Raw genomic sequence first — 23,492 nt, forward strand, 5'->3', positions numbered from 1 at the left:
TCAGGCAAGGCTCTCTGCTTCGCTCAGCGCAGGTGGTGGACGAAAGCGGTCCATGCGCTGGGGGAGAAGGCGAGTGCTGAGCCGGTGGGGCGCTTGCTGTCGCGGACGGGGATGAGGGTGGGGAGGTTGTCGGCGACTTCGACGCAGTTGCCCTGCCCGCCGCTGTAGCTGCTGGCACGCCACGTTGCTCCCGGGTGTACGGGATGTATGTCGTGATCCTGGCTCATGCGAGGTGCTCCTTGGCGGTGCGGCGGATCAGCCTGAGGGATTCCGTCGGAGGCAGCGCGGTAGTGCGGGCATCGTCGAACAGGGCGCGGTAGTAAGCGACCTCCGGTTCACGCTCCATCCAGATGTTGCCGGTCGGGGTCTCCGTCAGTACGAGGTCGAGCGATGTCACCTGGGGAAAGCTCAACAGCAGGTACGGGCCGAACATACCCGAGTGGGCACCGCGTGAGAACGGCAGCACCTGGACGGTGATGTTGGGGAGTTCCGCCATAGTGGCGAGATGCTCCAGTTGCGCCTGCATCACTGCGGGCCCGCCTACGTGCTGTCGGAGGACTCCTTCCGCCAGTACTGCCCAGAGCGACATGGGGCCCTCGGATGTGAGCCGCTGCTGTCGGGCGAGCCGCACCTGGACGAACTGATCGATCTCTTCCGGCGTCTTCCAGGCCCTCGACGCGACCGTCACCGCGCGGCCGTACTCGGCGGTCTGGAGGAGTCCCGGGACCAGCTGTACCTCGTACGTTCGAACACTGTCGCAGATGGCCTCAAGCTCGATCTGATCGCGGTACGAATCACCCAGAACAGAGCCGTACTGATGCCACCACCCCTCGCGGCGGCGGCGGTTGGCTCGCTGTGCAATGGCGGCAAGGCGGTTGCGCGTCTCCGGGGCCTCGACCCGATAGGCGTGCATAAGTGTGTTCAGATCCGGGATGCGGACGGGTACGTGCCCGTTCTCCATCCGGCTGATCTTTCCCTTGGTGCAGTCGAGCAACTCGGCTGCTTCCGCCATGGAGACACCTGCGGTCTCACGGAACTTGCGTAGTTCGTCACCGAGTTGGCGCCCGAGCACGGTGGAGGGTTTAACAGTAGGCATATGCGACTCCTACCAGAGGCCGGAGGTGCGGAGCGTGGCTCTTACTCGAAAGAGTGAAACAGGGCTGACAAGCTCTGTGCAACGTTGCGCCGATACATATGCTGCGGAATGCGCGCGAGTGGCCGCCCGGCACCTCGCAGCGGCGACCCGGCAACTTGATCAGCGGCTATCGACCCTCAGGGGGCGTCATGGCAGAGAGCCTCAGCTCGGACGAAGTCACCTTCCGGCTGTCCCGGTCCCCTCAAAGCGTGCCGCGGTCCCGGGCCGCGTTACACGCTGCATTGGGTGGCTGGCATGCCGATCAAGACCTTCTGGAAGCAGCAGAGTTGGTGCTCTCCGAGCTGGTGACCAACGCGCTGCGCGTGCCCGTGCCGAGGGACCGCCAGGTGGGTGTCCGGATCGCGCGCTCGCCGTCGGAAGGCCTGCTGCGGCTGGAGGTCAGCGACGCGGGTTCCGGCACTCCGGAGGTACGTGCGCCCGGCGATGAGGAGACGGGCGGGCGTGGGCTGCTGCTCGTGGAGGCGATGGCTCACCGGTGGGGCGTCGAGGAGCGCGCGGAGGGGATCGGAAAGACGGTGTGGGCCGAGTTGAAAGCGCCGGACATGGTGGCTGTGCCCGGCGGGAGGGAGGTCGCGGCGGCCGTCGTGCGGCCTGGACAGCACGTGCGGGTGTGGGGTGAGTGGCACGTCGTCCTTACGGTGCGCACCGAGCCGTACGCGGCGGGTGGTCTCGCCGTCGTACTCGGACTGGACGAGGGCCCGGCGCTACGGGTGCCTGCGGCGGAGCCACTAGCGGTACGGGATGGTGGGCCGCTGTGATCACCGTGTACCCCAGCCCGACTCGTGAGACGCGACATCAGCGGAGGCGCAGTACTCCCGTGAGTGATTCGTTGATCGCTGAAGCCCTGTCCCCGATCTCTGTCGTACAGTGAAAACCATGTCGCGTGAGCATTGAGACGCTTCCCGCTGGAGCTTCAGCCAGGCAACGAGAGAGGTGGCACCTTGGGCACCCCGGCTCACCACCCCATTCCCGTCCGTCGTGGGCACCTGCGCGAGGCCGCAGAGAGCATCGAGCAAGCCACGGGCATGAGTGTTGAGATCATCGGAGGAACACTCGTGATGTCCCCCAGCCCGAGCGGCAGGCACGCCGGGATCATCATCGACCTGCGCGATGCCATCCGCCCCGGGCTCTCGGCCGCGTACGAGGCGTTCGAGAACGTGTCCGTCCCGATGCCCGGTGATCCGGACGACTACGCGACCCCGGATCTGACCATCGGCCCACGTGCGTTCAAGGACGACGACGGCTGGCTTCTGGACGCCGACGCCGTTGAGTTGGCCGTGGAGGTCATCTCTCCGACCGAGCGGCTCAAGGGCATCAACGAGAAGACGGCGTGGTACGCGGCGGCGGGCGTCGCTCTCCTCTTGCAGGTCGACCCGCGGACAGGTACGTGGTCGCTGTTCGGCCGCCCGGGGGAAGGCGAGTACAGGAGCGTCGTCCACGGCAAGTACGGCGAAGATGTGCCGTTGCCTGCCGAGCTCGGTGGCGACCTGTCCACGGTCGGCCTGGGCCTGTACGGGACGCGACCGGGTCACTGACCGCAGCGTGCCCTCCCCGCGAGAAATCGGGGCGGGCACGCCAGGGTGATCAGTCCTTGGCCGGGCCGCTGGGTGCGTGGCTCGTTGTCGACCGGACCGAGTCCTACCGGCGACGCCTCTCTTCTCTTCGGATCACTGTCCCGGCAACGCCTCAGCTACCTGGCGGAAATGGGCGGCTGCCTCGTCGAGGAGGTCCGCCACCTCGAAGGCGATCTCCTTGGGGGAGCCGAAGTCGCCCAGTTCCGGGGTCAGATGGGCCTTGAGGTCGAGGCTCGTCTTCGGGCGGGCGAGGAGGTCCTCCACCGGGTAACGGCGAAAACGTTTCGACTCGGTCCGTGCGGCGAAGCCCTCCTCGGGGAGGCAGGAGGCGACGAAGTCCTCGAAATCGGCCTCGGTGACCGGGTTTCCGGTGTCGGTGTGGTGGTTGCCCGTCCGGGCGTCGTACACCCAGAGGTCCTTCGTAGCGGGCTCGCCGCTCGGCCTGGGGGCGGACTTCGTGAAGAAGAGGATGTTGGACTTCACGCCCTTGCGGTGGAACAGCCCGGTCGGGAGCCGCAGAAGCGTGTGCACATCGCAGTTCCTCAGCAGGTTCTGACGTACGGTGGCCGCCGCGCCGCCGCCGAAGAGGACTCCGTCCGGGACGAACACGGCCGCCCGCGCGCCCTGGGGCAGGGTGATCGCCAGGTGTTGGAGGAAGTTGGTGGGAAAGTCCCCGTAGGCCCAGAAGTCGTCGCGCATGGTGGCGTCGGGCTGGACACCGTTGCTCTTGAACGGCGGGTTGCAGATGGCCACGGTGGGCACGACACCGGACACGGAACGGACCACCGGGGACTTGCGCTTGAGCGTATCCGCGAGCCGGATGGGAGCGGGGTCGGCGAACGGACGGCCGGTGTGCAGAAGGATGTTGAGCATGGCCAGTCGGCACATCTGCGCGTCGAGGTCGGCGCCGGCGAGAGCGGTCGGCGCCAGCTGACGGTTCGCCGCGAGCATGGCGTTGTACGCGGCAATGAGCGTCGTGCCCGTACCACACGCCGGATCGATGACGATGTCCTCGGGGCCCACGCCGAGCACCTTCGTGATGGCGTTCAGGATGGGGAGAGGCGTGAGGGTCTGGCCAGTGTCGATCTTGAGGTCGATGTCGTCGCGGCAGTCACGCAGCATCCGGGAGAAGGCACGGCCCAACTCGGCCTGGGGGACCGACAACCACCGGTAGGGGTCGATCTGCTCGACGATCAGCTTGTTGAGCTCGGCCATCCGGTCGAGGTCCCACGGCTGGGCGTCGCGGAAGACGACGCTCGCGGTCTGCCGGTCGGGACGGTCGGAGAGCTCCTGGTCGCCGAGGTCGTCCATGAGCGCGGACAGTCCGGTGTGCAGGGCGTCTCCGCTGAGCAGGGCCAGGTTCGGCCAGGCGTCGACGGGGGCGACGGGGGGGTGCGCGAACCGAGCCGAGCGCTGGGCGCGCTCGTGGTCCAGCTTGAGGAACAGCAGGTAGCCGACGTGCTCCAGGAACTGGAGGCGCGTGATGGCGCGGGTACTGGTCTCCTCCCGGTAGAACTTCCAGAAGCGGTCCGCTATCGCGTCGCCCTTCCAGAGCCTCTCCGGCTGTACGCCTGCCGCCGCCGCGCCGTTGCCTCGGCCGAGCCCGTTGGCCATGTGTCACCCAGTCCCTGTGTGAAGTCCCTGGCGGGCCATCGGTGTCCGTACCGTCCGCACGGATACAGAGGCCACGCCTCCCGTTGCCAGGAGCGGGCTCCGGCAGGCCCTCGGGGCACCGGAGCCCGTGGGGGCTTGGCGGGAGGGGGACCGGGTTACCGCTCCTGGGTCGTGCCGTCGTCCGTGGTGCCGTCTTCGGAAGCGTTGGTGGTGGTGCCGGTGGAGCCGTCGGTCGCCCTGGTGTTCGCGGCCTTCTTCAACGCCTGTGCTACGGCGGTAAATTCGGCCAGCGCGGTCTCCAGGTCCTCCACGATCTCCTGCGCGATCACGTCCGGGGGCGCGAGCGTCGCGGCGGAAGCGGAGGCTGACTGAAGCACCGTCAGGTCGAGGTTGACCTTGTCACGGGCGATCAGTTCATCGTACTCGTATGACTGGAAGCGCTCACTTGGCTTTCGGGCCGAGTAGTCCGTGCCGCCGGAGTGGAAGGCGGCCACGAAATCGTCGAGGTGCTCGCGGCGCAGGGCGCGCTGCTTGAGCGTGAAGCGCTGGTCGGTGCGGAAGTCGTAGACCCAGAGCCGCTTCGTCGCGGGCTTGCCGCCGGGGCGGGGCGGGCGCTTGTCGAAGAACAGGACGTTCGCCTTGACGCCGTTGGCGTAGAAGATGCCGGTGGGCAGGCGCAGCAGGGTGTGGACGTCGGTGAGGTCCAGCAGGCGGCGGCGGATCTCCGCGCCTGCCCCGCCCTCGAACAGCACGTTGTCCGGGAGTACCAAGGCGGCCCGGCCGTTCGTCTTCAGCAGGGTGTAGATGTGCTGGACGAAGTTGAGCTGCTTGTTCGTGGTCTGCGTCCAGAAGTCCTTGCGGGAGGTGTACGCCTCGCCGGTGACCGAGCCCACTCCGAAGGGCGGGTTGGCGAGCACGATGTCGTAGAACTTGTGCGGCGACTTCGCCAGGGAGTCCTGGATGGTGATCAGCGGGCGGGCCTCGGACGTGCCGATGCCGTGCAGCAGCATGTTCATCAGGGCCAGCCGGGCCGTCTCCCGGACCAGTTCGTAGCCGGTGATAGCGCCCGTCTGGAGCTTGCGCGCCTCGTCGCCGTACAGCTGCTCCTCGTAGCGCTCGACGATGTGGGCGTGCGCGGCGATGAGGAAGCCGCCGGTGCCGCAAGCGGGGTCCGTGATCGACTCACCGGGGCGCGGCTGCACGCAGTCGACCATGGCGTCGATCAGCGGGCGGGGCGTGAAGTACTGGCCGGCGCCCGTCTTGCGGTCCTCGGCGCCGCGCTGGAGCAGGCCTTCGTACGCGTCGCCCTTGAGGTCCAGGTTCGCTCGGGTCCAGGTGTAGGGGTCGATCAGGTCCTTGATGAGGCGTTCCAGGACGGCGGGCTCGTGGATCTTGTTCTGTGCCTTGGTGAACACCTCGCCGAGCATCGTGCCGCCCTTGCGGCCCAGCTCCCGCAGGATGTGCTCGTAGTGGTCCACCAGATCCTCGGCGGACCGGCTCATGAGACTCGACCAGTCCAGGCCCGACGGGACGAGCGGCTCCTCCGGCAGGTTGTTGCGGAACCGGGCGGGCCGGTTCGCGCGCTCGTCCGCCATCTTCAGGAAGAGGAGGTACGTCAGCTGCTCGACGTAGTCGAGGGTGGAGACGCCGGAGTGGCGCAGCAGTTCGCAGTACGACCAGAGCCGGTTGACGAGCGTGGACGTCGTGTCGCCGGCGGAGCGGCGGGGGGCCGGGGTGGTGGCGTTGTCCATGAGGGTGGTGGTGCTCATTGGGGCAGTTCTTCCTGACCGGGTGGGGCGGATCGCGGCTTTCGTGGGGCGCGCTTGCGGGGTGCCTTCTTGGCGGTCACGCGCTCGGCGCGGATCCGGTCGAGCAGGACGGAGGCGGGCTCGTCGGCGGGGTCCTGGGGGACGAGGGCGCCGGTGAAGGCGGCGTTGAGGAGAGCGGCGCGAAGGTCAGCTGATCCTTTGGTCACGCCACGGAGCTCAGCTTCCATTCTGTCCGCCTCTTCCAGTTGTCGCCGTACCTGCTTGACGATCGACTCTTGCGTCCCCTCAGGGGGAAACGGGAACTCGACGGTCTTCAGGCGGGCAGCTGAGAGGTGCGCGATGTTGGTCGTAATACGTGACTCTTTCATGAAACGCCCAGTGTGCATGTGTCGGCGGAAGACAAGCAGTGCCCACTCTGAAGTTATCCGAAGACTTGGACGGAATCGGATAAGTGTGTTCTGGAAGGCGGCACCTTCGGGCTCGCCATGGTAGATCGCTGGACGCCCCAGGAGGTGCGGGCTCTGTCCTTCGTTGAGAAGCACGTCACCTTCCTTCAGGGTGTACTTGTCCTCAGTATTGGAGAAATCCATCTCCTTGACGTCGGAAGTGTCGATGCGATCTTCGAATACGTTGGCGACACGCAGGTACGGCTTCATTTCTGGCCCAGAGTGCCAGGATGGGTGTCGTTGCCGACCCAGGTCCACCTTCCCGGCTTCTCCGACGGTGACTTCTTCCCAGTCGTCGGGAAGGGGGTCTGGAATTGCTGAGCAGATGACGGACTTGCGGAACTCGTCGATTTTCTGAAAACTGACCTTTAGGGCCTCTTCGCCCGCCTCGATGTGGTTGATCTGCTGCTCGATCTCAGCAACGATGCGGCGCTGTTCCGCAAGTGGTGGAACCGGAACCTCAAGGGACTCCAGATAAGGCCGCGGTACGCGACGTTGACCAACTGCGCCGGACATGTTCTGCTCGGCATTGACGCGTACGTCGCGCTGCAACAAATAGTGCATCAGGTATTCAGAAAGAACTGCCCCATGACTGCGCAGCACATGGAATTCTGTGCTGCCGAGAGCGCGACCGTCCAACAGGCCTCGGGCTACCGCGATCTTGCCGTTTTCCATGCAGGGCGTGATCTTGGCGAAGAGAACATCGTCCTCCTGGAAGCGAGTGAGAGACTTGTTCTTCAAGTCGCCATATCGCACATGGGTGGACGCGTTAATGCGTCCCGTTTCTGCCTCAACAGCCGCCATGGGCACCTGCGAAATGAGGTCATCATCCCCAGGCTCATCCTCGAAGGAGCGGGGGTTGACCTCACACAGTTCCCCCAACGTCGCCCAAGCCCACCCCTCAGGCAGCCCCCCACCGGACCCGCCCGGAAGCTCCCCCCGGCCGTCGCCGGAATGCGCACCCAGTCCCAGATCCAGCGTCACGCGCTCAGCTCCCTGTCCAGTTCGTCGAGGATCTCTTCCGCCCTTTCCTCGCCGAATTCGGCGAGGAATCCATCCGTGCCGTTCATCTTCGTGAACGGGGCGTAGTCAAGGTCGGCGGTGTCGAAGCGTACACGCTGGATTGTGGCCTCGGCGATGCGGTCGAGCCACCAGCGTTCGGTGTCGGTGAAGGTCACACCTACCTGCTCCTGCCGGGCCAGCCAGGCCGCGTACCGCTCGCGTACCGCTTCCTCGTGCGGGCGTGGCGGAGCCGCACCCGCTTCCGCGCCGCCCGCCAACTCGTAGCGCATCAGGGCCAGCAGATCGGCCGCGGTACGGGCGGCGGCTCGGTTCGTTGTCACGGCCTCGCCGACCTGCTCGTAAGAGCGCCACAACTTCTCCGGCGTCCAGGCACGCGGTGGTCGGGCCACGGCCCGCGCGAGGTCCTTCAGCTGCCGTAGGGCGTCGCGGGGCGACACCCGCGAGTCGGCCGAGAACGAGAGGGCGAGCGCCGCCATCTCGTCGCGGTGCTCCTTGATGTACTTCTGCCACTCGCGAACGGTCTCGCGTGCACTGGACTCGTCCTCCGGGACAGCGCCGGCCGACACGAGGGCGTCGCGGCTCGTCTCGTCGTAGAGGATGTCCTTCGCGCGGCGCATCTCCAGCAGCCTGGTGCGCAGCTCGGGGTTGGAGGCCAGCGGACGAAGCGCGCGTTCGGTCACGTCCCGTACGGCCTGGTCGGGGTCGAGGCCGAGGCGTTCGGCGGCCTCGCGGGTCTTGCCCTGTTCGTCGATCGAGACGGCGTCCACCATCCGGTGCACGATGTGCTTCAGCGGTACGCCCCCGGTGAGCCCCTCGATCTCGGCGCGCTCGTCGTCGGTCATCTGGAGGTCGAGCTTGGCCAGACGCGAGGCCAGCGTCGAGACGTGGGTGTCCTCCGCGACTCCCCGGGCGGTCAGGCGGAGGAGCTTCTCAAGGTTGAGGTCCTTCTCCGTGTGCTGCTCCAGCGGACCGGCGTCCACCTTCGGCTTCCGGGTCACGCCCACCGCGTCGACGATCACGAAGTGAGTTTTCGGGCCGACACCCGGCGTGACCCGCTCGAACTCGGTCAGCGAGAGGGTGCGGGCGCCGCGGCCCTTCATCTGCTCGAAGTAGGCCCAGCTCTTGACGTCCCGAAGGAAGAGGAGGCATTCGAGTGGTTTGACGTCGGTGCCGGTGGCGATCATGTCCACGGTGACGGCGATACGCAGCTGCGGCAGGTTACGGAAGTCGGAGAGCCGCTCCGCAGGCTTCTTGGCCGCATGGGTGATCTTCGCGCAGAAGTCGTTGCCCTTGCCGAAGACGTCACGGATGACCTCGACGATCTCCTCGGCGTGGTTGTCGTTCTTGGCGAAGACGAGGGTCTTAGGGACGTACATCTCGTCCCACAGCAGCTCGCCGGTCTCCTTGTCGCGCTTCGCGCGCTCCGGGAAGATCTCCGTGAACAGGCGCTCGCGGAAGGTGCGGACGACCGTGCGGAGTTGGTCCTTGCTGATCACCCCGACGCCGACTTCCGTGGCGCCGTAGGAGACGTCCTCGTCGAAGTCCTCGTAGCGCTGGCGGCGGGTGCGGCGGTCGCGGACGGGAATTGTGCCCCGCGCGATGACGCCGCCCTCACCCGTTATGCGCGTCAGGATCTCGTATACCTGGAAGTCGACGTTGACGCCGTCGGCGACCGCCTCCGGGTAGGTGTACTCGCTGACTAGGTTGCCGTTGAAGTACCCGAAGGTCTGGGCGACGGGCGTCGCGGTGAGGCCGACGACCGGCGCGTCGAAGTACTCCAGCACGGAACGCCACTTGCCGTAGATGGAGCGGTGGCACTCGTCGACGATGATCAGGTCGAAGGACTCGGGCGGGATGCCGGGGTTGTAGCCGACGTGGATGTCCCCGGCCACGTCGTACGAGTACTCTTCCTCGCCGTCCTCTCCCCGCGTGGCGGGGACGGTGGCGCCCGTCAGTTCCATGTAGAGGCGTTGCACCGTGGAGACGACGACCTTCGCGGAGGCGTTCATACCCTCGGCGCCCAGGCGCTGCACGTTGAACAGGTCTGCGAAGGTGCGGTTGGTGTCGGGCGTTGTGAAGTTCTCGAACTCGTTCTGCGCCTGGGCGCCCAGGTTGTTCCGGTCAACCAGGAACAGGACCCGCTCGGCCTGAGCGTACTTGAGCATCCGGTACGCGAACGTGACCGCTGTGTACGTTTTGCCGGCTCCGGTCGCCATCTGCACGAGGGAACGGGACTGGCCGGTGCCCTGCTGGCCCTTGCCCAGTGCGACGGACTCCTCTACCTCGCGCACCGCCTTGATCTGAGCAGGGCGCAGCGGGCGCTCGTCCAGTTCGGGCATACGCAGGCGCAGCCGAGCGCGGTAGGAGGGCGCCTGGGGGTCCTGTTCGGCCTGCCGGATCCAGCGGGCCAGTGTGCGGGGCTGGTGGAAGGAGAAGACCCGCCTGCTACGCGATTCGGGGTCGAGGGTGTTGCGGAACCGGGTCTCGCCGCCGTCTGACACATAGCGGAACGGCAGCGGGGTGCGCCAGGCGATTAGACGCTGCTGTGCCTCGGTGGGGTGGTCGGCGTACCGGTCGGCCTGTGTCTCGGCGGCCGTCAGGTCCGCGCCCTCCCGTTTGGCCTCGATCACGCCGACGAGCTTGCGCTCCACGTACAGGGCGTAGTCGGCGCGGCCGGTGGCCGTGGTCGTCTCGCGTACGGCGACGCCGCTACCGCGCCGGTCACCCTGCACGTACAGGTTGAGGTTGCCACCCGCGTCCTGGACGCTCCAGCCTGCTTCGGTGAGCATCTCGTCGAGGCGGGTGCGTACCTGCGCCTCGGTGAGGGGCTCGCGGGCTGCCTGCTCGGCGTTCTCCAGGAGACGCGCGCGCTCGGCCACGGCCTCGGAGGCGGCAGCGGGGCTTGTGACCTGATAGCGCAGCAGTTGGGCATCGGCCGCGGACTGGGCCTGTTGCAGTGCCGCGAGTTGATCCTGCATGGCGGCAACCTGGCGGGCAAGGTCCGCACGCTCTGCTGCCGCGTCGGCGAGCTCCTGTTCCGCCGCGAGGCGGGCTGCATGCTCTGCCTGCGCCTGGGACGCCTGGCCCTCGTAGGTGAGACGGGCCTCCTCCAGAGCCCGCCGGGTCTCCTCCACCTGCGCGCGCAGGGCCGTGTTCTGGGCGGCCGGGGTGCGGGCCGGATCCGGCGGAACGAAGGTTCGCTGTTCGCGAGATCCGGTGATGAGGCGGTGGTACCAGACGCCGAGCCGATGGCAGGTCCGCAGGGCCCGGAAGGCGTCGTCGGGGTCGTCGTAGTCGTCGTGGTTGGCCTTGTTGCCGAGAACTCGGACCTCGCGGAAGGCGGGCCCCACGTTGCCGTGCAGATAGCCCTCCCTGTCGAGGGCGGCGAGGCGCTCGACCTGCTTGCTCCCCGTGAACTGAACGCGACCTCGGCGCACCAGGTCGGAAGCGAGGGCCTCACCAAACTGCCGTGACTTGATCAGCGAGGTGTTCGGGTCGGTGAAGACATTGGCCTCGGCGCCCGAGCCGTAGGCGACGAGCAGCGGCAGATGGTCGTACAGAAAGCCGAAGTTGCGCGATGTGCGGGCGAGCTCGGCGAGTCTGGAGTCCGGTGTCTGTGCCGCGCCACCTGCGCTCATCAGAGAGGTACCGCTCTTCCTGGGCTGCTGTACAAAGTGCACTGAAGGGATCATCGAGCCTAGCGGTGAGGATGTAGTGGCGCCAGGAGTTTCGTCATCGCCGGTAGTCGAAACAGGCTGTGGCACATCTGCCACAGGTGGGTCCTTCAGGCGCTCAGAACCCCCCACAGCTGCTCGATCCCCCACTCCAGATCCTCCTCCTCGACCACCAGCGGCGGAGCCACCCGCACCGTCGACCCGTGCGTGTCCTTCACCAGCACCCCCCGCTCCAGCAGCCGCTCCGAGACCGCCCGCCCCGACCCCACCGCCGGAGCCACGTCCACCCCCGCCCACAGACCCCGCCCCCGTACGGCCGTCACCCGGCCGCTGCCCGCGATCTCCGCCAGCCGCCGGTGCAGCAACTCCCCCAGCACCGCCGCCCGCTCCTGGAACTCCCCGGTCCGCAGCATCGCGATCACCTCCAGGCCCACCGCGCAGGCCAGCGGGTTCCCGCCGAACGTGGAACCGTGCTCCCCGGGCCGGAACACGCCCAGCACGTCGGCACCGGACACGACCGCCGACACCGGCAGCACCCCGCCCCCGAGCGCCTTCCCGAGGACGTACACATCGGGCACCACCCCCTCGTGCTCGCAGGCGAACGTGCGCCCGGTGCGGCCCAGCCCCGACTGGATCTCGTCCGCGACGAACAGCACGTCCCGCTCGCGGGTCAGCTCCCGCACCCCCGCCAGATAACCCGCCGGCGGCACGATCACCCCGGACTCGCCCTGGATCGGCTCCAGCAGCACGGCCACCGTGTTCTCGGTCAGCGCCGCCCGCATCGCCGTGAGGTCCCCGTACGGGACGATCTCGAAGCCGGGCGTGTACGGCCCGAAGTCCGCCCGTGCCTCCGGGTCGGTCGAGAAGGAGATCACCGTCGTCGTACGGCCGTGGAAGTTCCCGCCCGCGACCACCACCTTCGCCATCTCCGCGGGTACGCCCTTGACCCGGTAGCCCCACTTCCGGGCGGTCTTCACCGCCGTCTCCACCGCCTCCGCCCCGGTGTTCACGGGCAGCACCATCTCCATCCCGCACAGCTCGGCCAGCTCCGTGCAGAACGCGGCGAACCGGTCGTGGTGGAAGGCCCGGGACGTCAGCGTCACCCGTTCGAGCTGCGCCCGCGCGGCCGCGACCAGGCGCGGATGGCCGTGCCCGAAGTTGACCGCCGAGTACCCGGCCAGGAAGTCCAGATAGCGGCGCCCCTCGACGTCCGTCAGCCATGCTCCCTCGCCCGTGGCGATCACCACCGGCAGGGGATGGTAGTTGTGCGCGCTGTGCAGGTCGGCGGCGGCGATGAGGGCTTCCGTAGTGGTCACGGCGACTCCAGGGAGGGCGGCGAGATGATCCCTTTCCTACCCTCTGTCCGTGCCCGACTGGTGGACGCCACGGCCCCCGGACCGGGCGTGCCCGGTAGTGTGACCGCAGGGCCGTGACTGGCGCGCTGGGATGGGACCGACCATCGGGGAGCGGCCCGCGTCGTGATCGAGTGCCGTGCGCCTGGGCCGAACCGTGAGTGCCGAACGACATGTCCGGAGGTCCCGAATGACTGACAAGTCCGCGCCCCTGTCCACCGAGTCCACCGCCTACCGTGCCGCCCTCGACGTGATCCGCGCGGTCGAGCCGCGCGTCGCGGACGCCATCGGCCAGGAGGTCGCCGACCAGCGCGAGATGCTCAAGCTGATCGCGTCCGAGAACTACGCCTCCCCGGCGACCCTGCTTGCGATGGGCAACTGGTTCAGCGACAAGTACGCCGAGGGCACCATCGGCCGCCGCTTCTACGCCGGCTGCCGCAACGTCGACACCGTCGAGGGTCTCGCCGCCGAGCACGCCCGCGAGCTGTTCGGCGCCCGGCACGCCTACGTCCAGCCGCACTCCGGCATCGACGCCAACCTGGTCGCCTTCTGGGCCGTCCTCGCCGACCGCGTCGAGGTCCCCTTCCTGGAGAAGACCGGCGCCCGCCAGGTCAACGACCTCACCGAGGCCGACTGGGCCGAGCTGCGGCAGGCCTTCGGCAACCAGCGGATGCTCGGCATGTCCCTGGACGCGGGCGGCCACCTCACGCACGGCTTCCGCCCGAACATCTCCGGCAAGATGTTCGACCAGCGCTCCTACGGCACCGACCCGGCCACCGGCCTCATCGACTACGACGCGCTGCGCGAGCAGGCCCGCGAGTTCAAGCCCCTGATCATCGTCGCCGGCTACTCCGCCTACCCCCGCCTGGTGAACTTCCGGATCATGCGCGAGATCGCCGACGAGGTCGGCGCGACCCTCATGGTCGATATGGCGCACTTCGCGGGCCTGGTCGCCGGCAAGGTCCTGACCGGCGACTTCGACCCGGTCCCGCACGCCCAGATCGTGACCACCACCACCCACAAGTCGCTGCGCGGCCCGCGCGGCGGCATGGTCCTGTGCGACGACTCCCTGAAGGACCAGGTCGACCGCGGCTGCCCGATGGTCCTCGGCGGTCCGCTCCCGCACGTCATGGCCGCGAAGGCCGTCGCCCTGGCCGAGGCCCGGCAGCCCGCCTTCCAGGACTACGCCCAGCGGATCGTCGACAACGCGCGCGCGCTCGCCGAGGGCCTGATGCGCCGGGGCGCAACCCTGGTCACGGGGGGTACCGACAACCACCTCAACCTGATCGACGTGGCAGGCTCCTACGGCCTCACCGGCCGCCAGGCGGAGTCCGCGCTCCTCGACTCCGGCATCGTCACCAACCGCAACGCGATCCCGGCCGACCCGAACGGCGCCTGGTACACCTCCGGCATCCGCATCGGCACCCCGGCGCTGACCACGCGCGGCCTGGGCACGGCCGAGATGGACGAGGTCGCGGGCCTGATCGACCGCGTCCTCACCACCGCCGAGCCGGGCACCACGAAGTCCGGCGCGCCGAGCAAGGCGTCGCACGTCCTGGACGAGAAGGTCTCGGCGGAGATCGCCCAGCGCGCGACGGACCTGGTGGCGGGCTTCCCGCTCTACCCGGAGATCGACCTCGGCTGAGGCGCCCCGCAGGGGCGCGGGGAACTGCGCGAACGGCCCCCACCGGCCCGCAGTCCCCCGCGCTCCGAAACCACCCCCCCCACCGCCGGGCCATTCCCACCCTCACCCTCTGAGAGAATGGTGAACATGGCCTCAGATCGACCTCGCGTGCTGTCCGGCATCCAGCCCACCGCCGGTTCGTTCCACCTGGGCAACTACCTCGGCGCCGTCCGCCAGTGGGTGGCCCTCCAGGAGTCCCACGACGCCTTCTACATGGTCGTCGACCTGCACGCGATCACGGTCCCGCAGGACCCCGCCGAACTGCGCGCCAACACCAGGCTCGCCGCGGCGCAGTTGCTCGCCGCCGGCCTGGACCCGGACCGCTGCACCCTCTTCGTGCAGAGCCACGTCCCGGAGCACGCCCAGCTCGCCTGGGTCATGAACTGCCTCACCGGCTTCGGCGAGGCCAGCCGGATGACCCAGTTCAAGGACAAGGCGGCCCGGCAGGGCGCGGACCGCGCGTCCGTCGGCCTGTTCACGTACCCCGTCCTCCAGGTCGCCGACATCCTGCTCTACCAGGCCCACGAGGTCCCGGTCGGCGAGGACCAGCGCCAGCACGTCGAGCTCACCCGTGACCTCGCCGAGCGCTTCAACGGCCGGTTCGGCGAGACCTTCACCGTCCCGAAGCCGTACATCCTCAAGGAGACGGCGAAGATCTACGACCTTCAGGACCCGTCGATCAAGATGAGCAAGTCGGCGTCCACGCCGAAGGGCCTCATCAACCTGCTCGACGACCCGAAGGCGACGGCGAAGAAGGTCAAGAGCGCCGTCACCGACACGGACACGGTGATCCGCTACGACGCCGTGGCGAAGCCGGGCGTCTCGAACCTCCTCACTATCTACTCCACCCTCACCGGCAGGTCGATCGCCGAGCTGGAGCAGGAGTACGAGGGCAAGATGTACGGCGCGCTCAAGACGGACCTCGCCGACGTCATGGTCGAGTTCGTGACCCCGTTCCGGGAGCGCACCCAGCAGTACCTGGACGACTCGGAGACGCTCGACTCGATCCTGGCCAAGGGCGCGGAGAAGGCGCGTGCCGTCGCCGCCGAGACCCTGGCCCAGGCCTACGACCGGGTCGGCTTCCTGCCCGCCAAGCACTGAGCCGGCAGCGATTCGCGCGGCGAAGCGCTGCACATCACTTCGGCCACGGCTGCCCGGGAGGGGGCCGTGGCCGTACAGTCGATAGCCGGACGGCCGGGTACGAACCCGACACCCGTCCGGCCATCACGACCGACGGGAGATGACGTGGGGACCGTAACGATCGGCGTGTCGATCGCGGTCCCGGAGCCTCACGGCAGCCTGCTCCAGGAGCGGCGCGCGGGCTTCGGCGACGCCGCGGCCCATGGCATCCCCACGCACGTGACCCTGCTGCCGCCGACGGAGATCGACGCGGGGGCGCTGGGCGCGGTGCGGGCCCACCTGAGCGAGGTCGCGGCGGTGGGCAGGCCGTTCCCGATGCGGCTGTGCGGTACCGGTACGTTCCGGCCGCTGTCACCGGTGGTGTACGTCCGGGTGGTGGAGGGGGCGGACGACTGCGCCTGGCTCCAGCAGCGGGTGCGGGACGCGTCGGGGCCGCTGGAGCGGGAGCTTCAGTTCCCGTACCACCCGCATGTGACCGTGGCCCACGGGATCGACGAGGCGGCGATGGACCGGGCGTTCGCCGAACTGGCGGATTTCGAGGCCGAGTGGTCGTGCATGGGGTTCGCGTTGTACGAGCAGGGGGCGGACGGGGTGTGGCGGAAGCTGCACGAGTACGCGTTCGGGGGCTCTGTCGTGCCGCCTCAGGTGGGTCACGCGGAGCGGGGCAGTATCGCCAGTCGGTAGCCTGCGGGCCGGTGGGGGCTGGTCGCGCGGTTCCTCCCCCGGCCTTCGTCCGGGGGCACCCCCAGCGCCCCTGAAGGGGCACCCCCAGCCGGGCGGAACTAGATCGGCAGTCGTCGGAACACCGACCGCGGTGCGTGCCGCAGGGCCGACATCACCACCCGCAGCGCGCCCGGCACCCACACCATCTCCGAGCGCCTGCGCAGGCCCGTCTCGATCGCCGTCGCCACCGCCTCCGGGGTCGTCGCCAGCGGGGCCTCCTCCAGGCCCTCGGTCATCCTCGACCGCACGAAACCCGGCCGTACGACCATCACGTGCACGCCCGTCCCGTGCAGCGCGTCGCCGAGGCCCTGTGCGAAGGCGTCCAGGCCTGCCTTGCTGGAGCCGTAGATGAAGTTGGAGCGGCGGGCCCGCTCTCCGGCCACGGACGACAGGACCACCAGCGAGCCGTGGCCCTGGGCCTGCAACGCCCGCGCGCTGACCAGGCCCGCCGAGACGGCGCCGGTGTAGTTGGTCTGGGCGACGCGCACGGCGTTCACCGGCTCCCGCTCGTCCGTCGCCTGGTCGCCGAGGACGCCGAAGGCCAGCAGGACCACGTCGACGTCGCCCTCCGCGAAGACCTTGCCGAGGACCGCCTCGTGGGACTCGGGGTCGAGGGCGTCGAAGGGGAGGGTGTGGACGTCCGGCCCGAGCGTGCGCAGGTGCGCGGCGGCCTGTTCGAGCGCGGGGGAGGGACGGCCGGCCAGCCACACGGTACGGGTGCGGCGGGCGATCAGCCGGCGCGCGGTGGCCAGCGCGATCTCGGACGTACCGCCGAGGACGAGCAGGGACTGGGGCATTCCGAAGGCGTCCTTCACGACAGCTCCTGGAGACTGGGGGCTAGAGACCGAGACGGCGGGACAGGTCGGAGACGAACACCCCGTGCGGGTCCAACTCCGCCCGCAGGGCGCGGAATTCGGCGAGCCTCGGGTACATCGCGGTGAGCAGTTCGGGGCGCAGCCGGGAGTCCTTGGCGAGGTAGACGCGGCCGCCGGCGGCGGCCACCTCCTCGTCGAGTTCGTCGAGGAGGGCGGCGAGGCCGGGCAGCGCGGCCGGGATGTCCAGGGCGAGGGTCCAGCCGGGCACCGGGAAGGAGAGCCAGCCGGGGTCGGCGTCGCCGAAGCGTTTGAGGACGGCCAGGAAGGACGGGCAGCGGCGTTCGGAGATCCGGGCCACGATCCGGCGCAGCGTGTCCTCCTGGCCGTGTCCGACGGCGAACTGGTACTGGACGAAGCCGGCCCGGCCGTAGACGCGGTTCCAGTGCGGGACGCCGTCCAGGGGGTGGAAGAACGCGGAGACGCGCTGGAGCCGGCCGGTGCTGGCGCGGGGCGCCTTGCGGTACCAGAGCTCGTTGAAGAGGCCGACGGTGGTGCGGCCCAGGAGGCCGCCGGGGACGAGGTCGGGGGCGGGCGGAAGGCTGCGGGGGCGGAAGGCGAGGGGCGCGCGTCCGGCGCGGGTGCGTGGGCCGAGCGCCTCCAGGGGGGCGTGGTCGCCGCGGGTGAGGACCGCGCGCCCGGTCGCCGGGCCGCGCGCGAGCAGGTCGATCCAGGCGACCGAGTAGCGGTACCGGTGGTCGGTCTCGGTGAGCCGGGTCAGCAGGTCGTCGAGGTCGGCGGCGCGTTCGGTGTCGACGGACATGTACGACGTCTCGACGGGGAGGAGGCGGACGGTCGCCGTGAGGATCACTCCGGTCAGACCCATGCCGCCGACCGTCGCGTCGAACAGCGGGGTGCCGCGGCTCACCGTGCGGACATGGCCGTCCGCCGTGAGGAGTTCGAAGGACAGCACGTGACGGGAGAACGATCCCGAGACATGGTGGTTCTTGCCGTGGATGTCGGCGCCGATCGCGCCGCCCACCGTCACCTGGCGGGTGCCCGGGGTCACCGGGACGAACCAGCCGAGCGGCAGCAGCACCTCCATCAGGCGGTGCAACGAGACCCCTGCGTCGCACAGCACGGTGCCGCCGTCCGCGTCGATGGCATGGATGCGGTCGAGAGCCGTCATGTCGAGCACGGCACCGCCGGCGTTCTGCGCCGCGTCCCCGTACGCCCGCCCGAGGCCCCGTGCGATACCGCCGCGCGCCCCGCAGTTGCGGACTGCGTCGGCGGCCTCCTGGTACGTGCGGGGCCGGATCAGCCGGGCGGCGGTGGGGGCGGTGCGGCCCCAGCCGGTGACGGGGACGGTGGTGTCAGGCGCGACGGGCCCTCCAGGCTTTCCAGGCATGAGAACGACCGTATCGCTGCCGTATGGGTGTTATGGGTGGAATAGGGGATTGAGTTACGGAAGATCACCTGACTCCCCGAAACGGGTGATTATCCGAATGTCGCTCCATATGGTCGTAGCTTTGGCGGGGTGAAGGTGAAGAGTGAGTCCAATGGACGACATGGACCACCGGATCCTCTCCGCGCTGCACGCCTGCGGCGCCGATCCACGCGTCGCGTCGGCCGCGCGCGGACTCTCCCTCGCCGGGGAGCACGGCGCGCTCTGGCTCGCGGCGGGCCTCGCCGGGGCCGCCGTGGACGGCGCGCGACGCGGCGCCTGGTTGCGCGGCACGGCGCTGGTCGCGGGCGCGCACCTCGGCAGCATGGGCGTCAAACGGGTCGTACGGCGGGCGCGTCCCGCGCATGTGCGGCCCCGGGTGCGTACCGCGGGCCGGCACTCCTTCCCCAGCTCGCACGCCACCTCCGCCACGGCCGCCGCCGTCGCCTTCGGAGCGCTCGGCGCCTCCGCCCTCGCGCCCCTCGCGGTCGCCGTGTGCCTCTCCCGGCTGGTCGTCGGGGTGCACTACCCGACGGACGTGGCGGCGGGCGCGGCCCTGGGGGCGCTCACGGCGCGCGCGGGAGCGCGTTGGATGCGCGACGGAGTGCCCGGCGCCTCGTACCCGGGGAGGCGGGCGTGACCGAGACCGCCCACGCGGCCGGTGAGGCGCGGGCTGGTGAGGCGCGTGCCGGTGAGGTGCGTGCTGGTGAGGCGCGGGCTGAAACGACTCTGCATGAGCAGCGCGGCCACCCCGTCCGGCCGTCCGGACCCGTACGGGCCCCGGTCACCCCCGGCGGTCTCCTCACGGGCCTGCTGAAGACCACCCGCCCCAAACAGTGGGTCAAGAACGCCCTGGTCATCGCCGCCCCGGCGGCCGCCGGACGGCTGTTCTCGGTGCCCGCCCTGCTGCGTGAGGCCCTGGTCTTCGCCCTCTTCACGGCCTGCGCCGCCGCCGTCTACCTGATCAACGACGCCCGGGACGCCGAAGCCGACCGCGCCCACCCCACGAAGTGCCGCCGCCCGGTCGCCGCCGGCCGGGTCCCGGTCCCCGTCGCCTACGCCGTGGGAGGCGTCCTCGCGGTCCTCGCGCCGCTGCTCGCGGCCCGGCTGACCCCGCCTCTCGTCCCGGTCCTGCTGGTCGCCTACCTGGCCGTGCAACTGGCGTACTGCGTCGCCCTGAAGCACGTCCTGGTCGTCGACCTCGTCGTCGTCACCACCGGCTTCCTGATGCGGGCGATGATCGGCGGGGTCGCGCTCGGCATCCCGCTGTCCCGCTGGTTCCTGATCACCACCGGCTTCGGCGCGCTCTTCATGGTGTCGGCCAAGCGCTACTCCGAGGCCGTGCAGATGGCCGGGAAAGCGGGCGCCACGCGCGCGCTGCTCACCGAGTACACCACCGGATACCTCCGTTTCGTCTGGCAGCTCGCCGCCGGGGTCGCCGTCCTCGCCTACTGCCTGTGGGCGCTGGAGGGCCACGGCGGACCGGGCCCGGGACTGCTGCCCTGGCGCCAGCTGTCCATGGTCGCCTTCATCCTGGCGATCCTGCGCTACGCCGTCTTCGCCGACCGGGGCACCGCCGGCGAACCCGAGGACGTCGTCCTGCGCGACCGCGCCCTCGCTCTGATCGGCCTGGCCTGGCTGACGATGTACGCCCTCGCCGTGGCCCACTGGTGATCGCGGACCGCCGTGAGCTGGTGGGGTTCGCCGCCGTCGGGCTGCTCGCCTACGCCGCCGACCTGGCCCTGTTCAGCTGGCTGCGCGGTCCGGCCGGGCTCGGTCCGCTCACCGCCAAGTCCCTGTCCTTCGTGGCGGGTTGCACGGTCGCCTACCTCGGCAACGCGCTCGGCACCTACCGGCACGCGCGCGCCACCGGCATACGCGCCTACGCCGTCTTCGTCGCCGTGAACGTCGCCGGCGCCCTGGTCCAGCTGCTCTGCCTCACCGTGAGCCACTACGGACTCGGCCTCACCTCGCGGCGCGCCGACACCGTATCCGGTGCGGTCGTCGGCATGGCACTGGCCACACTCGTGCGCTTCTGGGGTACCCGCACATTGGTATTCCGCGCAGGGGGCAGAGTCGGATCATGGACTGGCTGAGAAAACTTCCCGTCGTCGGCCCGCTCGTCGGCCGGCTGATGGCCACGCACACGTGGCGGTCGTACGAGCGGCTCGACCGGGTGAAGTGGTCCCGGCTGGCCGCCGCCATGACGTTCATCAGCTTCGTCTCGCTCTTCCCGCTGCTGACCGTCGGCGCCGCGATCGGGGCCGCCACACTGAGCGAGTCGCAGCAGAAGGACCTCCAGAACAAGATCGCCGACCAGGTGCCCGGCATCTCCGACCAGCTGGACATCAACGCGCTGGTCCAGAACGCCGGTGCCGTCGGCCTCATCGCCGGTGCGGTGCTGCTGTTCACCGGCATCAACTGGGTCGGCCAGATGCGGGACTGTCTGCGCGCGGTGTGGGAGCTGGCCGACAAGGACGAGAACCCGGTCCTCGCCAAGCTGAAGGACGGCGGCATCCTGCTCGGCTTCGGCGGCGCGGTGCTCGCCACCCTCGCCGTGTCCACGCTCGCCTCGGCGGCCGTCGGCTGGACGTCCCGGCAGCTGGGCCTCGCCGAACACGGCTGGGGCAGCGTGCTGCTGCGGATCGCCGCGTTCACCGTCGCCGTGGCCGCCGACTTCCTGCTGCTGCTCTACGTCCTCACCCTGCTGCCCGGAGTCGAACCGACCCGCCGGCGCCTGCTGGTCGCGGCACTGATCGGCGCGGTCGGCTTCGAACTCCTCAAGCTGCTGCTCAGCGGCTACATCCAGGGGATCGCCGCGAAGAGCATGTACGGCGCGTTCGGGGTGCCGGTGGCCCTGCTGCTGTGGATCAACTTCACGTCCAAACTCGTCCTGTTCTGCGCCGCCTGGACGGCGACGGAGAGCGGCAGGGCGGTCAGGGCCGAGTCCGCCGGCGCACCAGATCCGGCAGTGGCCAACGGCGGTTGACCAGGAACGCCGCGACCGCGAGCAGCACCAGCGCCCCGCCCGTGATCGCCAGCGCCACCCCCATCCCGCGGGAACCCCCGGCGGAGGCGGCGGCCACCGGCTTGGACCCGGTGCCCTTGCCGCTGCCCTTCCCGGAGCCGTCCGCGGTCGCCGAGGCGGTCGCCCCCGGCTGGGCACTGGAGCCCACCGCCCCCCTGGGCGGGACCAGTTCACCCACCGGAGTCGCCTTGCCTGCCGCCTGGAACCCCCAGTCGAACAGCTTGGCGGTCTCCTTGTAGACCTCGTTGTGCTCCTTCTTCTCGGGGTTCATCACGGTGACCAGCAGCACCTTGCCGCCCCGCTCGGCGACGCCGGTGAAGGTGGCGCCCGCGTTGGTGGTGTTGCCGTTCTTCACCCCCGCGATACCCGGGTAGACCGACACGTCGGCGTCCCCGCTGAGCAGCCGGTTGGTGTTCTGGATCTCGAAGGAGCCGCGGACCGACCTGCCCTTGGCGTTCTTCGTCGTGTCGCCCGGGAAGCTCGCCCGCACGGTCGAGCAGTACTCCCGGAAGTCCTTCTTCTGGAGCCCCGACCGCGCGAACAGCGACAGGTCGTACGCCGACGACACCTGCTCCGGCTGGTCGTACCCGTCCGGGCTCACCACGTGCGTGTCCAGCGCCTGCAACTCGTCGGCGTGGTCCTGCATGTCGGCGACCGTCCGCTCCACCCCGCCGTTCATCGCGGACAGCACGTGCACGGCGTCGTTCCCGGAACGCAGGAAGACGCCCAGCCACAGGTCGTGCACCGTGTACGTCTGGCCCTCCTTTATCCCGACCAGGCTGGACCCGGCGCCCATGCCCGCCAGGTCGCTCGGCACCACCTTGTGCGTGGTCGCCTTCGGGAACCGGGGCAGCACGGTGTCCGCGAACAGCATCTTCAGGGTGCTCGCCGGGGGCAGCCGCCAGTGCGCGTTGTGCGCGGCGAGCACCTCGCCCGACTCGGCGTCGGAGACGATCCAGGAACGCGCGGTGATGTCCTTCGGCAGCACCGGCACCCCGGCGCCCAGGTTCACCTGGGTGCCGGGCCGGCCCAGGCGGGCGCCCCCGACCGTCGACATCCGTGCCGGGGGAGTGGCGGACGGACTCGTCGAGGGCGTCGGCGCGGCGAGCGCGGCCGGCGCGGTGAGCGACAGGGACAGCAGGGTGGCGGAGGTGACCAGCAGGGATCGGCCGGTCTTCGGTTTCGGTGCGGACACGGACGAGAACGTACCCGGCACGGAGGGCGAAGTCCCGCCACCCGCCCCACCCCGGAATCGGAACCGGACAGCGGGCGGCGATACTGAACCCATGAAGCTCAGCCGTCCGGTCTCCTGGTTCCTGCTCGCCTTCGGGGTGTGGAGCTGGTTCATCTGGATCACTTTCGTCAAGAACCTCGTCAAGGACGGCAGCGGACTCGCCTTCGACGACGGCCGCCCCACGGCGTACTTCTGGGTCCACCTGACACTGGCCGTCGTGTCCTTCGTATTGGGGACGGTCATCGGGGTCATCGGGTTGCGCGGAGTGCGCGCACTGCGCCGCACGTCATAGGAAGAGGCACACCGGGGTGATCATCGTCTTCGGGCTCGTCGCCCTGGCCGTGGTGGCCGTCCTGTACTGGTACCTGTGGCGCCGCCTGGTACGGGACACGACGGCGGGGCCGGGGTGGGCGCGCCGCGCGGGCACGGCGCTGTTCGTCGTCGGCCCGGTGGTGATGTTCGCCGCCCTCTTCGCCGAGGTCGGCCACGCCCCGTTCACGCTCCAGCGGGTGCTCGCCTGGCCGGGCTTCCTGTGGATGGTCCTGTCCCTGTACCTGCTGCTGGCGGTGGTGGCGGGCGAAGCCGTACGTCCCCTGCTGACCCGCGCCTTGAAGCAGCGCTCCCTGAAGCGCCCCGAAGGGGGCGCGGGACTGTGTTCGATGGGCGGCTACCGCCGCGCGGGCGCGCCCGGCCCCCACACAGCGCAACCGTCCGCACAACCCGAAGTCCCCCTGAGACAACTCAGCCGCACCGAAACGGAAACCGAGAACCCCACCCCCACCCCCACCCCCACCCCGGCCCCCACACCCGCCCCCAGCC

20 protein-coding genes, 1 pseudogene and 1 riboswitch are annotated in these 23,492 nt (G+C 69.6%); of the genes and pseudogenes, 11 read left to right on the forward strand and 10 right to left on the reverse strand.

Annotation, left to right across the window (positions count from 1 at the left end; translation table 11 throughout):
• Window positions 1–23: 23 nt before the first annotated feature.
• Window positions 24–227, reverse strand: a complete 204-nt coding sequence (locus tag AAW13_RS33340; RefSeq protein ID WP_046727353.1) for a DUF397 domain-containing protein — start codon at window positions 225–227, stop codon at window positions 24–26.
• On the reverse strand, window positions 224–1,096 hold the full coding sequence (locus AAW13_RS33345; RefSeq protein ID WP_046727354.1) for a helix-turn-helix domain-containing protein: 873 nt from the start codon (window positions 1,094–1,096) through the stop codon (window positions 224–226). Before AAW13_RS33345 ends, AAW13_RS33340 begins: the two co-directional genes overlap by 4 nt.
• 188 nt (window positions 1,097–1,284) lie before the next feature.
• Here AAW13_RS33345 and AAW13_RS33350 point away from each other — a divergent pair, with 188 nt between their 5' ends.
• Both AAW13_RS33350 and AAW13_RS33355 read left to right on the forward strand, forming a co-directional pair.
• Window positions 1,285–1,914 carry an ATP-binding protein gene (locus AAW13_RS33350; protein WP_046727355.1) on the forward strand — a complete coding sequence of 210 codons (630 nt, stop codon included), beginning with the start codon at window positions 1,285–1,287 and terminating at the stop codon, window positions 1,912–1,914.
• A 183-nt stretch (window positions 1,915–2,097) separates the two neighbouring features.
• Complete coding sequence (locus tag AAW13_RS33355) at window positions 2,098–2,691, forward strand: Uma2 family endonuclease (protein ID WP_206306309.1); 594 nt, start codon at window positions 2,098–2,100, stop codon at window positions 2,689–2,691.
• Window positions 2,692–2,823: 132 nt separating this feature from the next.
• Here AAW13_RS33355 and AAW13_RS33360 read toward each other — a convergent pair whose 3' ends face one another.
• The 5 genes from AAW13_RS33360 to rocD all read right to left on the reverse strand — a co-directional run bounded on the left by AAW13_RS33360 (window position 2,824) and on the right by rocD (window position 12,572).
• Window positions 2,824–4,344: an HsdM family class I SAM-dependent methyltransferase gene (locus AAW13_RS33360; protein WP_046727356.1), complete on the reverse strand. Its 1,521-nt coding sequence runs from the start codon at window positions 4,342–4,344 to the stop codon at window positions 2,824–2,826.
• 155 nt (window positions 4,345–4,499) lie between these two features.
• Complete coding sequence (locus AAW13_RS33365) at window positions 4,500–6,113, reverse strand: type I restriction-modification system subunit M (RefSeq protein WP_079179060.1); 1,614 nt, start codon at window positions 6,111–6,113, stop codon at window positions 4,500–4,502.
• The gene (locus AAW13_RS33370) at window positions 6,110–7,543 is read right to left on the reverse strand and encodes a restriction endonuclease subunit S (RefSeq protein ID WP_052768464.1); all 1,434 of its coding nucleotides are present in this window, start codon (window positions 7,541–7,543) and stop codon (window positions 6,110–6,112) included. Before AAW13_RS33370 ends, AAW13_RS33365 begins: the two co-directional genes overlap by 4 nt.
• Window positions 7,540–11,220 carry a DEAD/DEAH box helicase family protein gene (locus tag AAW13_RS33375; RefSeq protein WP_240528803.1) on the reverse strand — a complete coding sequence of 1,227 codons (3,681 nt, stop codon included), beginning with the start codon at window positions 11,218–11,220 and terminating at the stop codon, window positions 7,540–7,542. Before AAW13_RS33375 ends, AAW13_RS33370 begins: the two co-directional genes overlap by 4 nt.
• A 146-nt stretch (window positions 11,221–11,366) precedes the next feature.
• Window positions 11,367–12,572, reverse strand: coding sequence for an ornithine--oxo-acid transaminase (gene rocD / locus AAW13_RS33380; protein WP_046727357.1), 1,206 nt, complete (start codon window positions 12,570–12,572; stop codon window positions 11,367–11,369).
• A 102-nt stretch (window positions 12,573–12,674) separates the two neighbouring features.
• Window positions 12,675–12,766, forward strand: a riboswitch (ZMP/ZTP riboswitch).
• Between the two features lie 32 nt (window positions 12,767–12,798).
• Here rocD and AAW13_RS33385 point away from each other — a divergent pair.
• From AAW13_RS33385 to AAW13_RS33395, 3 genes are all read left to right on the forward strand, one after another.
• Window positions 12,799–14,253 (forward strand): glycine hydroxymethyltransferase, encoded by a 1,455-nt coding sequence (locus AAW13_RS33385; RefSeq protein WP_046727358.1) that lies wholly within the window; start codon window positions 12,799–12,801, stop codon window positions 14,251–14,253.
• A gap of 126 nt (window positions 14,254–14,379) precedes the next feature.
• Entirely contained in the window at window positions 14,380–15,393 is a 1,014-nt protein-coding gene (gene trpS, locus AAW13_RS33390) for a tryptophan--tRNA ligase (protein WP_046727375.1), read from the forward strand.
• 144 nt (window positions 15,394–15,537) lie between these two features.
• Complete coding sequence (locus tag AAW13_RS33395) at window positions 15,538–16,116, forward strand: 2'-5' RNA ligase family protein (protein WP_046727359.1); 579 nt, start codon at window positions 15,538–15,540, stop codon at window positions 16,114–16,116.
• Between the two features lie 98 nt (window positions 16,117–16,214).
• Here the strand turns inward: AAW13_RS33395 and AAW13_RS33400 are convergent, their stop codons facing one another.
• Window positions 16,215–16,970, reverse strand: a complete 756-nt coding sequence (locus AAW13_RS33400; RefSeq protein WP_046727360.1) for a decaprenylphospho-beta-D-erythro-pentofuranosid-2-ulose 2-reductase — start codon at window positions 16,968–16,970, stop codon at window positions 16,215–16,217.
• Between the two features lie 22 nt (window positions 16,971–16,992).
• Window positions 16,993–18,375: a decaprenylphosphoryl-beta-D-ribose oxidase gene (locus AAW13_RS33405; protein ID WP_046727361.1), complete on the reverse strand. Its 1,383-nt coding sequence runs from the start codon at window positions 18,373–18,375 to the stop codon at window positions 16,993–16,995.
• A 151-nt stretch (window positions 18,376–18,526) separates the two neighbouring features.
• On the opposite strand from AAW13_RS33405, the gene AAW13_RS33410 reads away from it, so the two are divergent.
• Genes AAW13_RS33410 through AAW13_RS33425 form a run of 4 tightly spaced genes read left to right on the forward strand, consistent with a single transcriptional unit; the run spans window position 18,527 to window position 21,400 of the window.
• Entirely contained in the window at window positions 18,527–19,051 is a 525-nt protein-coding gene (locus AAW13_RS33410) for a phosphatase PAP2 family protein (protein ID WP_046727362.1), read from the forward strand.
• Window positions 19,052–19,107: 56 nt separating this feature from the next.
• On the forward strand, window positions 19,108–20,085 hold the full coding sequence (locus AAW13_RS33415; RefSeq protein WP_046727376.1) for a decaprenyl-phosphate phosphoribosyltransferase: 978 nt from the start codon (window positions 19,108–19,110) through the stop codon (window positions 20,083–20,085).
• Complete coding sequence (locus AAW13_RS33420) at window positions 20,082–20,507, forward strand: GtrA family protein (RefSeq protein WP_046727363.1); 426 nt, start codon at window positions 20,082–20,084, stop codon at window positions 20,505–20,507. Before AAW13_RS33415 ends, AAW13_RS33420 begins: the two co-directional genes overlap by 4 nt.
• Complete coding sequence (locus tag AAW13_RS33425) at window positions 20,495–21,400, forward strand: YihY/virulence factor BrkB family protein (protein ID WP_046727364.1); 906 nt, start codon at window positions 20,495–20,497, stop codon at window positions 21,398–21,400. Before AAW13_RS33420 ends, AAW13_RS33425 begins: the two co-directional genes overlap by 13 nt.
• Here AAW13_RS33425 and AAW13_RS33430 read toward each other — a convergent pair.
• Complete coding sequence (locus tag AAW13_RS33430; protein WP_046727377.1) at window positions 21,348–22,634, reverse strand: D-alanyl-D-alanine carboxypeptidase family protein; 1,287 nt, start codon at window positions 22,632–22,634, stop codon at window positions 21,348–21,350. The two genes, AAW13_RS33425 and AAW13_RS33430, sit on opposite strands and share 53 nt — an antisense overlap.
• A gap of 91 nt (window positions 22,635–22,725) precedes the next feature.
• On the opposite strand from AAW13_RS33430, the gene AAW13_RS33435 reads away from it, so the two are divergent.
• Together AAW13_RS33435 and AAW13_RS47110 are read left to right on the forward strand one after the other, a co-directional pair.
• Entirely contained in the window at window positions 22,726–22,965 is a 240-nt protein-coding gene (locus tag AAW13_RS33435) for an SCO4848 family membrane protein (protein ID WP_046727365.1), read from the forward strand.
• Window positions 22,966–22,981: 16 nt separating this feature from the next.
• Window positions 22,982–23,492, forward strand: a pseudogene (locus AAW13_RS47110) (metallophosphoesterase); the annotation flags it as partial.

The sequence above is a fragment of the Streptomyces humi genome, assembly GCF_001005085.2.
GTDB classification, from domain to species: Bacteria; Actinomycetota; Actinomycetes; order Streptomycetales; family Streptomycetaceae; genus Streptomyces; species Streptomyces humi.

Bases quoted from the DNA above. Each gene is read 5' to 3' on its own strand.
- AAW13_RS33375 (WP_240528803.1), bottom strand. From the start codon at position 11,220: ATGAGCGCAGGTGGCGCGGCACAGACACCGGACTCCAGACTCGCCGAG.
- AAW13_RS33340 (WP_046727353.1), bottom strand. From the start codon at position 227: ATGAGCCAGGATCACGACATACATCCCGTACACCCGGGAGCAACGTGG.
- AAW13_RS33345 (WP_046727354.1), bottom strand. From the start codon at position 1,096: ATGCCTACTGTTAAACCCTCCACCGTGCTCGGGCGCCAACTCGGTGAC.
- AAW13_RS33350 (WP_046727355.1), top strand. From the start codon at position 1,285: ATGGCAGAGAGCCTCAGCTCGGACGAAGTCACCTTCCGGCTGTCCCGG.
- AAW13_RS33425 (WP_046727364.1), top strand. From the start codon at position 20,495: ATGGACTGGCTGAGAAAACTTCCCGTCGTCGGCCCGCTCGTCGGCCGG.
- AAW13_RS33360 (WP_046727356.1), bottom strand. From the start codon at position 4,344: ATGGCCAACGGGCTCGGCCGAGGCAACGGCGCGGCGGCGGCAGGCGTA.
- AAW13_RS33435 (WP_046727365.1), top strand. From the start codon at position 22,726: ATGAAGCTCAGCCGTCCGGTCTCCTGGTTCCTGCTCGCCTTCGGGGTG.
- AAW13_RS33410 (WP_046727362.1), top strand. From the start codon at position 18,527: ATGGACGACATGGACCACCGGATCCTCTCCGCGCTGCACGCCTGCGGC.
- trpS (WP_046727375.1), top strand. From the start codon at position 14,380: ATGGCCTCAGATCGACCTCGCGTGCTGTCCGGCATCCAGCCCACCGCC.
- AAW13_RS33365 (WP_079179060.1), bottom strand. From the start codon at position 6,113: ATGAGCACCACCACCCTCATGGACAACGCCACCACCCCGGCCCCCCGC.
- AAW13_RS33405 (WP_046727361.1), bottom strand. From the start codon at position 18,375: ATGCCTGGAAAGCCTGGAGGGCCCGTCGCGCCTGACACCACCGTCCCC.
- AAW13_RS33385 (WP_046727358.1), top strand. From the start codon at position 12,799: ATGACTGACAAGTCCGCGCCCCTGTCCACCGAGTCCACCGCCTACCGT.